This is a genomic window from Mesorhizobium sp. P2_B11 (assembly GCF_056404855.1).
The window spans coordinates 45,259-57,293 of sequence record NZ_JBFUDF010000012.1 but is presented as its reverse complement, the minus strand read 5'-3'; the positions used below and the strand labels follow the sequence as shown (position 1 = coordinate 57,293).

Annotated in this window: 12 protein-coding genes; 8 read left to right on the top strand and 4 right to left on the bottom strand. The window is 64.8% G+C overall.

All coding sequences use genetic code 11. From position 1 onward, the window contains the following. Positions 1-143: 143 nt before the first annotated feature. From AC1DYJ_RS29515 to AC1DYJ_RS29505, 3 genes are read right to left on the bottom strand one after another with little or no spacing between them, the layout of a single operon-like run. The gene (locus AC1DYJ_RS29515) at positions 144-1,724 is read right to left on the bottom strand and encodes a 5-guanidino-2-oxopentanoate decarboxylase (protein WP_477283062.1); all 1,581 of its coding nucleotides are present in this window, start codon (positions 1,722-1,724) and stop codon (positions 144-146) included. Continuing rightward, positions 1,721-2,389, bottom strand: a complete 669-nt coding sequence (locus AC1DYJ_RS29510) for a TetR family transcriptional regulator C-terminal domain-containing protein (RefSeq protein ID WP_477283064.1) — start codon at positions 2,387-2,389, stop codon at positions 1,721-1,723. The genes AC1DYJ_RS29515 and AC1DYJ_RS29510 overlap by 4 nt, the downstream gene beginning before the upstream one ends. After that, positions 2,359-3,231 (bottom strand): dimethylarginine dimethylaminohydrolase family protein, encoded by an 873-nt coding sequence (locus AC1DYJ_RS29505; RefSeq protein ID WP_477283066.1) that lies wholly within the window; start codon positions 3,229-3,231, stop codon positions 2,359-2,361. Before AC1DYJ_RS29505 ends, AC1DYJ_RS29510 begins: the two co-directional genes overlap by 31 nt. A gap of 226 nt (positions 3,232-3,457) precedes the next feature. Between AC1DYJ_RS29505 and AC1DYJ_RS29500 the strand changes: the two genes are divergently transcribed. The 7 genes from AC1DYJ_RS29500 to AC1DYJ_RS29470 all read left to right on the top strand — a co-directional run bounded on the left by AC1DYJ_RS29500 (position 3,458) and on the right by AC1DYJ_RS29470 (position 9,802). Next, on the top strand, positions 3,458-4,273 hold the full coding sequence (locus AC1DYJ_RS29500; RefSeq protein ID WP_477283068.1) for an ABC transporter ATP-binding protein: 816 nt from the start codon (positions 3,458-3,460) through the stop codon (positions 4,271-4,273). Between the two features lie 54 nt (positions 4,274-4,327). Beyond that, positions 4,328-5,122, top strand: coding sequence for a transporter substrate-binding domain-containing protein (locus tag AC1DYJ_RS29495; RefSeq protein WP_477283069.1), 795 nt, complete (start codon positions 4,328-4,330; stop codon positions 5,120-5,122). Between the two features lie 142 nt (positions 5,123-5,264). Then, positions 5,265-5,978, top strand: a complete 714-nt coding sequence (locus tag AC1DYJ_RS29490; RefSeq protein WP_477283333.1) for an ABC transporter permease — start codon at positions 5,265-5,267, stop codon at positions 5,976-5,978. Next, entirely contained in the window at positions 5,978-6,787 is an 810-nt protein-coding gene (locus AC1DYJ_RS29485) for an ABC transporter permease (RefSeq protein WP_477283071.1), read from the top strand. Before AC1DYJ_RS29490 ends, AC1DYJ_RS29485 begins: the two co-directional genes overlap by 1 nt. Positions 6,788-6,935: 148 nt before the next feature. Further along, the gene (locus AC1DYJ_RS29480; protein ID WP_477283335.1) at positions 6,936-7,937 is read left to right on the top strand and encodes an Ldh family oxidoreductase; all 1,002 of its coding nucleotides are present in this window, start codon (positions 6,936-6,938) and stop codon (positions 7,935-7,937) included. Between the two features lie 327 nt (positions 7,938-8,264). Beyond that, the gene (locus AC1DYJ_RS29475; RefSeq protein ID WP_477283073.1) at positions 8,265-8,717 is read left to right on the top strand and encodes a DoxX family protein; all 453 of its coding nucleotides are present in this window, start codon (positions 8,265-8,267) and stop codon (positions 8,715-8,717) included. A gap of 104 nt (positions 8,718-8,821) precedes the next feature. Beyond that, the gene (locus AC1DYJ_RS29470) at positions 8,822-9,802 is read left to right on the top strand and encodes a complex I NDUFA9 subunit family protein (RefSeq protein WP_477283075.1); all 981 of its coding nucleotides are present in this window, start codon (positions 8,822-8,824) and stop codon (positions 9,800-9,802) included. Between the two features lie 9 nt (positions 9,803-9,811). Here AC1DYJ_RS29470 and AC1DYJ_RS29465 read toward each other — a convergent pair whose 3' ends face one another. Further along, a complete protein-coding gene (locus AC1DYJ_RS29465) occupies positions 9,812-11,182 on the bottom strand; it encodes a cytochrome P450 (protein WP_477283077.1) in 1,371 nt (456 codons plus the stop codon). Positions 11,183-11,397: 215 nt separating this feature from the next. On the opposite strand from AC1DYJ_RS29465, the gene AC1DYJ_RS29460 reads away from it, so the two are divergent. After that, the gene (locus tag AC1DYJ_RS29460) at positions 11,398-11,967 is read left to right on the top strand and encodes an NADPH-dependent FMN reductase (RefSeq protein ID WP_477283079.1); all 570 of its coding nucleotides are present in this window, start codon (positions 11,398-11,400) and stop codon (positions 11,965-11,967) included. Positions 11,968-12,035: the final 68 nt, after the last annotated feature.

The following is a 12,035-nucleotide window of genomic DNA, read 5'->3' as shown; positions in this document are numbered from 1 at the left end:
TTCGCCGCGCCCGACGCAGAGCGTCGCGCCTTTTTAGCGATCACTCAACCGCCATCTCGACATGGCAGTGTTGCGTCTTTGCATCGCTCGAAGCCGCCGGCCCCGCTTTGCCGGCGCATGGATGTACGGCGGATGGCAACGCGTCAGTCGATGGTGATTTCGATGACATGGGGCAGGCCGGTTGCGCGTGCGCGTTTGAGCGCATCGGCAAGGCCCGCGGTCCCGGCAAGCCGTTCGGCGGCAATGCCGTAAGCTTCGGCCAGCTTGCAGAAATCCGGCGGCGCCGGCGACACGCCGACCGGCTCGACGCCGACATCGAGCATCGAGGTCTCGATCTCGCGATAGCCCCGGTTGTTCCAGACGACGAAGATCACCGGCGCCGGCGCATCGAGTGCTGCACCCAGTTCCGGCAAGGTGAACTGGAAGCCGCCATCGCCGGTGAGACAGACCACCGGCACGCCGGGCATGGCGAGGGCTGCGCCGATCGCCGCCGGCGGCCCGTAGCCGAGCGCGCCGAAGCCGGTGGCGGCGTTGAACCAGCCGCCAGGCCGGTCATGGTCGTAGTAGAGATTGGCGGCGTAGATCGGCTGTGTGGAATCGCCGACGATGATGGCGCCCGGCAAGGCGTCGCGAATGGTTTCCACCGCATGCACCTGCGCGGCATAGGCCGGGCTCAACTCGGCAAAAGCCGTCTGTCGCGCAGCGGCGGCGCGGCTCTCGCCATCCTTCGCAGCGACATGTTCTGGGCCTATCGCGGGAAGCAAGGCTTCGATCGCCTCCGCGCAATCGGCCTGGATGCCGACGCTCACCGGGCGGCGGGCAAGCTGGTCGGCGCCGATGTCGATACGGATCAGATTGGTGGGCAGCACGAAGCCGCCATCGCTGTAGCCATCATAGTCGGTAGGCCCGAATTCGGTGCCGGCGGCAATGACCAGATCGGCCTCGGCCATCAGCGCACGCACCGCTTTCAGGCTGGGGCTGGCGGGTACGCAAAGTGGATGCGCATGCAGCAGGCCGCGCGCATTGGCGGTCTGGACGACTGGCGCGCCGAGCCGTTCGGCCAGAAGCCGCAATGGCTCACCGGCGCGCTTGGCGCCGCCGCCGGCCAGGATCAGCGGCCGGCGCGCGGCTGCGATCAATTTGGCGGCTTCGGCAATGGCCGCGCCATCGGGTGCCGGTGGCGCCGCATTGGTGAGCAAAGCAGCGATGCCGTCGGCCGGTTTGACCATGACATCGGTCGGGATTTCGATATGCACCGGGCCTGGCCGCGAGGACGAGAACAGCGCAAAGGCTTGCGCCAAAGCGCCGGGCAATTCGCTGGCCTCGGTGACGCGCTGCGAAAACAGCGCCACCTTTTCCATCATGCCGCGCTGGTCCGGCAGTTCATGCAGGAAGCCCAGCCCCTTGCCCAGCGTCGGCATCGCGTTGACGCCGGAAATCACCAGCATCGGCACGGAATCGGCGCGCGCCTGACCCATGGCGGTGATGGTGTTGGTCAGCCCCGGCCCGGTGATGACGAAGGCGACGCCCGGCCTGCCGCTGGCGCGCGCATAGCCGTCGGCCATGAAGCCGGCGCCCTGTTCGTGGCGAGGCGTGACATGGCGGATCTTCGAGCGCGCCAGCCCGCGGTAAAGCTCGACCGTGTGCACGCCGGGAATGCCGAAGACGGTGTCGACACCGTGTGCCTCGAGCAGGGTGATCAGGGCTTCGCCGATCGTTGTCATTTGTCTTCTCCCCTTTCCGGCGCGAGGCCGAGTTCGGCTTCTATGGTCTTGACGCCGATCGCCGCCAATTCGCCAGGCGAGAACATCTCTGCGGCCAGACACCCTTCGATCCAGAGCCCGTCGAGGATCGCGTTGATGGCGATGGCGTGGCGGCGCAGCTCGCTTGCGTCCGGCCTGCGCTGTTCGGCGCCGAGCACCTCGCCCACGACCGCTTCCACCTCGTTGCGGAAGCCGAGGTAGCCTTCGCGGTGCGCCCGGGCGAGCGCCGGATCAGCGCCTGCGCGACCGATGAAGGTTGCCCAGAGCGAAAACACCCGCGCATCGATGATCGGCGCGTTGAGGTTGGCGGTGACGAAGGCCGCAAGGCGTTGGCGCGGCGAGGCGTTTTCCATGAGCAGTGCCGCCTTCGCCTGCTCGGTCATACGGCCCATCAGCGTTGCATAGGCTTCCTGCAGCAATTCCTCCTTGCCGGGGAAATAGTGCCGGATCAGCCCGGCGGTGACGCCGGCGCGCAAGGCGATGGTGCGCAGGCTGGCGCCCTCCAGGCCATGTTCGGCCACGCTGGCAAGCGTCGCGTCGATCAGGTCCAGCCGCCGCCGTTCCTCGCCCTCGCGGCGGAACTTGCGGCGCTCATTCATTGCCGCAGGATCGGCCGCGTCAGACATGTCGGGCCACCTTCGCAGGCGATGCAGAGCGCATCCGCCTCGAAGATTTCAACTGTGCAGCCGGCTGCTTCCATCGCGGCCCTGGTCTTGGGAAAGCCTGCGACGGCAATGACCTTGTGCGGGCTGGTCGGCAGCACGTTCAGGCTGAGGCCGTTGGACGCGGCGAACTCTTCGGCGTCGCCCTCCACCAGCCGGATGCCGCGCGCCTTCAGCAACTGATAGAACGGAGCCGGCAGAAGCGGCGAATAGACCAGAGCGAGGTCGTCGGCCAGCGGACTGATCACCGACATCAGATGCAGGCACGCCTCTTCGCCCTGCCACAGCGGCAGATCGAAGCCGTAGACCGAAATGCCATGCGGCGTCAGCAGGTTGGAAACCTGCTGGATGCCGTCCTGGTTGGAGCGCACACCGCGCCCGATAATCAGCGTGCGGGCATCCAGCCAGACGCAATCACCGCCTTCGACCTGGCCGGGAGCCTCGACGCGGCCGAGGATCGGAATACCCAGGCGTCGATAGGTTTCCTCATGCAGCGATGGCTCGCTCTCGCGCAATGGCTTGCCCATGGACAGGATCAGCGCACCGTGGTCGGTCATCAGCGATGGGTCGTGCGTGAAAACCGAATCCGACAGTCCGTCGGCCTTGTCATCGATCCATTCGATTTCCGCGCCGGAAGCCGCCACCAGCTCAGCGAGGGCTGCGTGCTGCGACGCTGCTTTCGCCGGGTCGAAGCCCGGCCCATAGTGCCAGGTAGCCCTGTCGGCGCCGCGCATGGCATTGGCCGCCGACCGCATCAGCACACGCCGCAACGGCGCCGCCATGGACTGTGATCCGAAAGCGCTCATCGATACCCTTTTCAATGCCATGTTCTGGGTGAAAAAAATGGAGAAAATTTCATCGAGGGCTATTTATACACTTGCACAATAAGGCCGCAAGTGCCGTAATGAGCGGGATTGACGGGCTCGCGCTGTTGGGTCCATGCTGAAGTCTGGAGTGGGCAATACAGCGTATGTTGATTAGCCGGATAGACGTTCGACGATCTGCCGTCGACCCTGTGGTAGAGGTCACCCGGTGAGCGCGGTGGGCGTCGCCACAGTCCCATCCGGCGAGGCGCAGAATAGCGCGGCCGAAGCCATCCATGTCGAGAACCTGCACAAGAAATTCGGCCAGCTGCATGTGCTGAAGGGCGTTTCGCTGTCGGCGCGCGACGGCGAGGTGATCGCCATCATCGGCGGCTCCGGCTCCGGCAAATCGACGCTTTTGCGCTGCATCAACTGCCTGGAAAATCCGACCAGCGGCATCATTCGCGTCAATGGCGAGGAGATCAAACTCAAGGCCGACAGCCACGGCCACACCATTCCCGCCGACCGCCGGCAGATCGAGCGCATCCGCTCAAAGCTCGGCATGGTGTTCCAGAACTTCAATCTGTGGAGCCACATGACGCTGATCGAGAACGTCATCGAGGTTCCCGTGCATGTGCTCGGCGTCAGGCGCGACGTGGCGATCATGGAAGCCGAGAAGCTTCTGGCCCGCGTTGGGCTGGCCGAAAAGCGCGACGTCTATCCGGCCTATCTCTCCGGTGGCCAGCAGCAGCGCGCGGCGATCGCCCGCGCCTTGGCCATCAATCCGCGCGTCATGCTGTTCGACGAGCCGACGTCGGCGCTCGACCCGGAGTTGGTCGGCGAGGTGCTGAAGGTGATCGGCGACCTGGCACGCGAGGGCCGCACCATGGTGCTGGTCACGCATGAAATGAAATTCGCCCGCGAGGTCGCGACGCATGTCGTCTACCTCTACAACGGGCTGGTCGAGGAAGAGGGGCCGCCGGAGCAGATCTTCGGCGCACCGAAATCCGAAAGGCTGAAGCAGTTCATCCGCAACATCGGCTAGGAAGGCCGGGACGGAAGAAAACCGGGAACCAACAACAAACTGGGAGTCGTGACTATGAAGACTGTTCTGAAAACCTTCGCTGCAGCGCTGCTGCTCGGCGTGGCCGCCATGGGCGTGGCCAAGGCCGATCCGATCAAGATCGGCGTCGCCGCCGAGCCTTATCCGCCCTTCACCTCGCCGGATGCCTCCGGCAAATGGGTCGGCTGGGAAATCGACTTCATCGACGCCGTCTGCGCCGAAGAGAAGCTCGACTGCGTCATCACCCCTGTCGCCTGGGACGGCATCATCCCGGCGCTGACGACCAAGAAAATCGATGTCATCGCCAGCTCGATGTCGATCACCGACGAGCGCAAGAAGACCATCGACTTCTCCGACAAGTACTACAACACGCCGACCGCCATCATCGGCCCGAAGGATCAGAAGTTCGGCGCTGAGCCGGCCGACCTCAAGGGCAAGATCATCGGCGTGCAGGTTTCGACCATCCACGCCGTCTACGCCAAGAAGCACTTCACCGAGGCGGCCGAGATCAAGGAATACCAGACCCAGGACGAAGCCGACCAAGATCTGGCAGCCGGCCGCGTCGATGCGGTGCAGGCCGATTCCATCGCGCTCGACGCTTTCCTGAAATCCGACCAGGGCAAGGCATGCTGCGACCTGAAGGGCATGGTTGCTCCGGACCTCGAAGTCCTCGGGCCAGGCGTCGGTGCCGGTGTGCGCAAGGAAGACACCGAGCTGAAGGACAAGATCAACGCCGGCATCAAGGCCATCCGCGCCAACGGCAAATATGCCGAGATCACCAAGAAGTACTTCGATTTCGACGTCTACGGTGACGACCCGCAGTCGAACTGACATCGTCCACGCATGAACAGAAGCCGCACGGCATGCCGCCGTGCGGTTTCGCCGAAACCGCTGGCGACAATGGGCAGCGGCTGACGCCAGCAATTAGGGGGCGACGCTGATCGACGCACTTCTTTCGGCCTCGGCGGCCGGCATCATCGAGCTTCTTTCGCCCTATCCGCCGGGCTGGGGCGGCACGCTGTTGGTTGGACTGCTCCATTCGATCGAGATCGCGGTGGGCGCCACGGTCCTCGGCCTCCTGATCGGCACCGGCGGCGCCTTCGGCAAGCTTTATGGCGGCCCGGTCGTGCGCGACCTGCTCGCCGTCTACACCACAGTGGTGCGCGCCGTCCCCGAACTGGTGCTGATCCTGCTGCTCTATTATGCCGGGACGGACCTGATCAATCAGGCGCTGACCGCAATGGGCTACCAGCGCGTCGACATCAGCGGCCTTGCCGCGGGCATCGCCGTGCTCGGCTTTGTCCAGGGCGCCTATTCCACCGAAGTGATCCGCGGCGCGATCCTGGCCATTCCGCAAGGCCAGATCGAAGCTGCCCGCGCCTATGGCATGTCGCCCGGCCTGATGCTGCGGCGCATAACCCTGCCGGCGATGCTGCCCTTCGCCATACCGGGCCTCGCCAATCTCTGGCTGATCGCCACCAAGGACACAGCCCTTCTGGCGGTGGTCGGCTTCTACGAACTGGCGCTGGCGACACGGCAGGCTGCGGGCGTCACCAAGGCCTACTTCACCTTCTTTTTTGCCGCAGGCGTGCTCTATCTCATCTTGTCGCTGGTCTCCAACCTGCTCATCGGCCGCGTCGAGGCATGGTCGCGGCGCGGTATGCCATCGCTCAAGGAATCGCGCTGATGGCCGGAGAAGCGACCATCATCAATGTTGCGGCGCGGACGTCGCTGTGGCTGCAGCCGCATCGCATCGTGCTGATCCTGATCGCGATTGGCCTGGTGCTGAGCGCCGCCTTCTTCATGCGCTGGGACTGGCTGCCGCAATATTACGAAATGGGACTTCTCGGCATCTGGCGTTCGCTGTGGATCCTGGCCGTCACCTGCTTTCTCGGCTTCCTGCTCGCCGTGCCGCTCGGGCTGGCGCAGGCCACCGGCTCGTTTTGGTTCGCCGCGCCCGCCAAGACATTCTGCACCGTCATCCGCGGCACGCCGCTGCTGATCCAGCTGTGGCTGCTCTATTACGGGCTGGGCTCGCTGTTTCCGCAATATCCGTGGGTCCGCGACTCCTGGATGTGGCCGTACCTGAGGCAAGCCTGGCCTTATGGCGTGCTGGCGCTGACCTTGTCCTTCGCCGGCTACGAGGGCGAGGTAATGCGCGGCGCCTTTGCCGGCGTGCCCAAAGGGCAGCTCGAGGCCGCCCGCGCTTTCGGCATGAGCCGCTGGAAGATTTTCCGCCGCATCTGGCTGCCGCAAGCCATCTACCGGGCCTTGCCGACGCTGACCGGCGAAACCGTGCTGCAGCTGAAGTCGACGCCGCTGGTGGCGACGATCAGCGTCATCGACATCTTCGCCGTCTCGTCCAAGGTGCGGCAGGACACCTACCTCACCTATGAGCCGCTTCTGCTGCTGGCGCTGATCTACATGACCATCACCGGCATATTGGTGTTTGCCTTCAGCAAGATCGAGGCGCGGATTCCAAACAAGGTCGGTTAGAGCCGCCAGCCCTGGAATGGCAACGGCAGGCGCGGAGATATCAGCCGCTTTTCTTGCAGTCGCGGCCGATTTTCAACACCAACGCCGCTGCATGTCCTGCTAGACCAGCTGACGCAAATTCAGACACCGCAAGCGCAGGACCACCATGATGCAACTCTCTCTCGACCAGGCAACAGGGCTGTGCCGGATGGCAGCACTCGGCGCCGGCGCCAATGAAGAGGCGGCGCAGTCGCTCACCGCCTCGATCATCGCCGCCGAGGCGGAAGGGCTTTCGACCGTCGGGCTGAGCCACTTCATCGATTACCTCGAAGCCCTGGAAGCCGGCCGCATCGACGGCAATGCCGACCCGGTGATCACCCGGCCGGCGCTCGCCGTCTATCTCTCCGATGCGCGCGGCGGGCTGGCGCATACCGGCTTCGACCGCACCATCGACGACCTCGCCAAGGCGGCAAAGCTGTTCGGCGTCGCCATATTCTCGCAGAAGAACGCCTATACGTGCGGCGCGCTCGGCTATTTTACCGGACGTCTCGCGCAACTGGGACTGGTCTCCTTCGCCGCCACCAACGGGCCGGCGGTGCTGGCCGGCTCGGGCTCGGTCAAGCCGGTCTACTGCACCAATCCGATGTCGTTTGCCGCACCCGCCGCTGACGGCGCGCCGCTGGTCATCGATCAGTCGTCGAGCGCCACCGCCTTCGTCAACATCCGCAAGGCGGCCGAGGACGGCAAGAAGATTCCCGAAGGCTGGGCGCTGGACGCCAGCGGCAATCCAACCACCGATCCGGCCGCGGCCATGAAAGGCGCCATGCTCGCCTTTGGCGGCCAGCGCGGCGCCAACATCGCGCTGATGGTCGAAGTGCTGGCGGCCGGCCTGTCGGGCGCCAACTGGTCGCTCGACGCGCCCTGGTTCAGCGGCGGACCGGACAGCCCGGGAACCGGCCTGTTCGTGCTCGCCGTCGAGCCAAAACTGCTCGATCCGGATTTCGAGCAGCGCATGAAGGACCAGCTCGACCGGCTGCGGCGGCGCTTCGGCGTGCACGTACCCGGACGGGCGCGGGCCGAAGCGGCGGAAAAGGCGCAGGCGCGCGGCATCAATGCGCCCAAGGCGGTGGTGCAGCGCATTTCCGAATTCGCCGAGCGCTATTCGGGCTGAGCCAGTCATGAGGCAGCGGAATTTTTCCGCGCCCTGCTGAACCTTTCGGCCTGTGGCAGCGACCAATGGCTGCCGGGTTGGGTTTGCCCGGTCGGTGTCTTCTGTCGGATGCGTTTAGGGCCGGGCGGGCGTATGCCGTCTCAGGTCAGCCGCCTTTCGAGCCCTGTCTCGACCGTTGCGTCACCCGGAAAACCCCGCTTCGGCGGGGTTTTCTGCGTTGCGTCCTCCGTGCGCTGAAACATGATAGTGAAAGTTAACTTTTGTTAACTTGACTTACCGGGAGCCATCGGGCGTTTGCGAAGGGTCATCACAACAACAGGAGCTACGATGTCCGCAACCACCGACGCTTCCCGCGGCAGACTGATCATCCCGGCGTTTGGCCGCCTGTATTCGTCGCTGCATGATGGGGTCGAAACCCTTTTGCGCGTCATCGCCGGCGGGTTTCTCACCATCCATGGCTCGCAAAAGATCACCAACCCGTTCGGCGCCGCCGAAATGGTGGAAGGCCTCGGCTTCTATCCCGGCGCGTTCTGGTCGCTGCTTTTGTCCTGCACCGAATTCTTCGGCGGCATTTTGATCGCCATCGGCCTGTTGACCCGCCCGGCCGCCTTCGCCGGCACGTTCGTGCTGCTGGTCACCGTCTGGTTCCACTGGATCACCGTTGGCCAAGGGTTTGCCGGCGCTGAAAAGTCGCTGCTGTGGGCGGCAATCCTGCTGTTCTTCGTCGTCCGTGGCGGCAATCGCCAGTCGGTCGACGCACGCATCGGCAAGGCGTTCTGACAGGTCGAAACAAGGGTGGCAGCGACGACGCGTCACCCTTTGCCTTTAGCCCAAAACGGACTATGAAACGGCTTCAGCCAAGCTTTCGAGCGCCGGAGCCAGCCATGACCGAAATCCTGCAAATCCCCAAGCTCGTGGTCGTCTTCGGCGGCTCCGGTTTTGTCGGCCGCCACATCGTGCGGGCGCTGGCCAAGCGCGGCTACCGCATCCGGGTGCCGGTGCGCCGGCCCGATCTCGCGGGCCATCTGCAGCCGCTCGGCAATGTCGGCCAGATCCAGCCGGTTCAGGCCAATGTGCGCGTGCGCTGGTCGATCGACCGCGCCGTGCAGGGCGCCGACCATGTCATCAACCTGGTCGCCATCCTGCATGAGACCGGCCGGCAGAAATTCAACACCGTGCATGAATTCGGCGCCCGCGCCGTGGCTGAAGCCGCGCGCTCGGTCGGCGCCGGCCTCACCCACATTTCGGCGCTGGGCGCCGACCTCAACGCCGAGTCCGACTATGCCCGCACCAAGGCGCTTGGCGAAAAGGCCGTGCTGGAGACCATCCCGGACGCCGTGATCTTCCGTCCCTCGATCAATTTCGGACCCGAGGACAGCTTCTTCAACCGCTTCGCCGACATGGCGCGCTATTCACCGGTGCTGCCGCTGATCGGCGGCGGCCAGACCAAGTTCCAGCCGGTCTATGTCGGCGATGTCGCCGAGGCGGTGGCGCGCTCGGTCGAAGGCAAGATCAAGGGTGGTCAGATCTACGAGCTCGGCGGGCCGCAGGTGCTGACCTTCAAGCAATGCATGGAAGAGCTGCTGACTGTGGTCGAGCGCAAGCGCCTGCTGGTGCCGGTGCCGTGGTGGGTGGCCAATCTGCAGGCCTCGATCCTTGGCCTGCTGCCCAATCCGCTGCTGACCAAGGACCAGGTGCTGCAGCTGCGCGAGCACAACATCGTCTCGGAGACGGCGACCAAGGAGAACAGGACGCTTGCCGGCCTCGACATCCAGCCGCAGTCGATCGGCACCATCCTGCCCAGCTACCTCTGGCGCTTCCGCGCTGCCGGCCAGTTCCAGCGCAAGCCCGCCAGTATCGCGTAGCTAAGCTAGTTAAACGCGCCGCGTCACCTGCATCGGCAGGCCGCCCTGCGGCTGCGTCGTCAGTTTCTGCACCGGCCACGGCTTGGTGTCGGCCGTCACATCGAAGCGGAAGCGCGACAGCATGATGGCGAGCGCAATGATCGCTTCCTGCATGGCGAAGCTGGCGCCGATGCAGATGCGCGGGCCGGCGCCGAATGGCAGATACTGGAAGCGGTCGATCTTCTCGCGGTTTCCCGGATGGAAGCGCTCGGGCATGAAGGCGTCAGGCCTGTCCCACAATTTTCTGTGGCGGTGCACGACCCAGGGCATCACCAGCACGGCGGCGCGCTTGGGCAGCACCAGATCGTTCCAGGTCTCGGTCTCGATCGGCTCGCGGTTGATCGACGGCGCTGGCGGATAGAGCCGCAGCGCCTCCTCGAAGGCGGCGCGGGTGAACGGCATGGCGTCCAGCCACTTCGTCGGGTCGGGTTCGCGCGCCAGCACGGCATCGATCTCGCGCTCGATCCTTTCGCGTTCCCACGGCGCTTCGGCCAGGCAGTAAAGCGTCCAGCCCAAGGCCCGCGCGGTCGTCTCGTGGCCGGCCCCGATGAAGGTGATGATGTTGTCTTCGACCTCGGCCCGCGTCAGTCCGTCCGGGCCCTCGGCGCGCAGCAAAAGCGTCAGGAAATCCTGCGGCGCGGTGTCGGGGTCGCGCTTCAACCGCTCCTCGCGCATCTTGACCGTATCGGTGACGATCTTGCGGAAATAGGCCATGGTCTTGCGGCCGCGGATGCGGGTCAGCCGCGGCAGCCATTCGGGCGCGCGCAACAGGTCGAGCGGATCGACCCGGCCCATGGTCTCGAACAGGCGGTCGATCTCCTGCGCGAAACTGCCGGGCTCGCCCGAAATCTCGCCAGAAAACAGCGTTTCGGCGAGGATGTCGTAGGTGAGCAGCGTCATGTCATGGGCGATATCGGACATGGCGCCCCCTTCGTAGCGGGTGACGAACTGCATCGTGCGGCGCAGCATCGGCTCGGCGAAGCCGAAGATATGGCGCGGCGTGAACACCGGCGCCATCGCCTTGCGCGAGCGCTTCCACACTTCGCCTTCGGCGGTCAGCAGGCCGTCGCGCAGGATCGGGCGCAGGATCATCTGGCGCACCGTCGCCATCTTGTAGTTTTTCGCGTTGTCGATCAGCACGTGGCGGATGAGGCCGGGATCGTTGGCCACGATCAGATGCCCGCCGACGCCATTCGCCGATATCCAGGGTTCGTTGTAAGTGTGCTCGCCCCACAGTTCGAGCGGATTGCGGTAAACGATCCGCATCATCTCCAGCGTCGAAGGCGGCGTCGTGCGCGGCTTGGGCGCCGGCGGCACGAAGGGGACGGGCTGCGTGTCCATGAGGTACTCCGCTGATGCCTCAATGTAGTGGCTGGCAATCGGGGCGTCCATGTGACCGAAGGGCAAGCCGGAACGTGGCATCGTGGGCATGCTTGGACAGACAGTGTTCATCGGATCGTGACCGCCCGTGAAACGGCTGCGCCTTGTCCGACAGGACACTCTGCAGTAGGGGACAGTCACCAACAGATACTGCCAACCGCCCAGGAGAGCCCGCCTTGAAGCATCAGCTGAACATCATCATCGGCAGCACGCGGCCCGGCCGTGCCGGCCCGGTCTTCGCCCACTGGCTGGAGGGTTTTGTGCGCGAACACGGCAAATTCGAACCGGTTCTGACCGACATTGCCGCATTCCAGCTGCCGGTCCTGGACGAACCGCACCACCCCAGGCTCGGCAACTATCAGAACGACCACACCAAAGCCTGGTCGAAGGCCATCGATGCCGCCGACGCCTTTGTGTTCGTGGCGCCGGAGTACAATTATTTCGCCGCGCCGGCGATCGTAAACGCGATCGACTACCTCCTGCGCGAGTGGAAATACAAACCATCAGCGATCTTCAGCTATGGCGGCGTCTCCGGCGGCCTGCGCGCCGCGCAGGCGCTCAAGCCGCTGCTGACCTCGGTCGGCATCATGCCGATCCCCGAAGGCGTCGCGTTGCCGCTGTATCAAAAGCTGTTGGAGGCAGATGGCTCCTTCAAGGCCAGCGAGCAGGTGCAGGGCGGAACCAAAGCCATGCTGGACGAGCTGTCGCGCTGGAGCGAGGCGCTGAAGCCGATGCGGGTGGCGTAAAGCAGCCGGCTTTCGGTCAAAAGCCCGGCTTGCTCATGCCATAAAGAGGTGGAATGGTTCGCAGGTGA

What these genes read in the sequence shown, in the direction of transcription:
- AC1DYJ_RS29465 (WP_477283077.1), bottom strand. Translation starts at nt 11,182, where the DNA reads ATGGACACGCAGCCCGTCCCCTTCGTGCCGCCGGCGCCCAAGCCGCGC.
- AC1DYJ_RS29510 (WP_477283064.1), bottom strand. Translation starts at nt 2,389, where the DNA reads ATGTCTGACGCGGCCGATCCTGCGGCAATGAATGAGCGCCGCAAGTTC.
- AC1DYJ_RS29485 (WP_477283071.1), top strand. Translation starts at nt 5,978, where the DNA reads ATGGCCGGAGAAGCGACCATCATCAATGTTGCGGCGCGGACGTCGCTG.
- AC1DYJ_RS29495 (WP_477283069.1), top strand. Translation starts at nt 4,328, where the DNA reads ATGAAGACTGTTCTGAAAACCTTCGCTGCAGCGCTGCTGCTCGGCGTG.
- AC1DYJ_RS29475 (WP_477283073.1), top strand. Translation starts at nt 8,265, where the DNA reads ATGTCCGCAACCACCGACGCTTCCCGCGGCAGACTGATCATCCCGGCG.
- AC1DYJ_RS29480 (WP_477283335.1), top strand. Translation starts at nt 6,936, where the DNA reads ATGCAACTCTCTCTCGACCAGGCAACAGGGCTGTGCCGGATGGCAGCA.
- AC1DYJ_RS29505 (WP_477283066.1), bottom strand. Translation starts at nt 3,231, where the DNA reads ATGAGCGCTTTCGGATCACAGTCCATGGCGGCGCCGTTGCGGCGTGTG.
- AC1DYJ_RS29515 (WP_477283062.1), bottom strand. Translation starts at nt 1,724, where the DNA reads ATGACAACGATCGGCGAAGCCCTGATCACCCTGCTCGAGGCACACGGT.
- AC1DYJ_RS29470 (WP_477283075.1), top strand. Translation starts at nt 8,822, where the DNA reads ATGACCGAAATCCTGCAAATCCCCAAGCTCGTGGTCGTCTTCGGCGGC.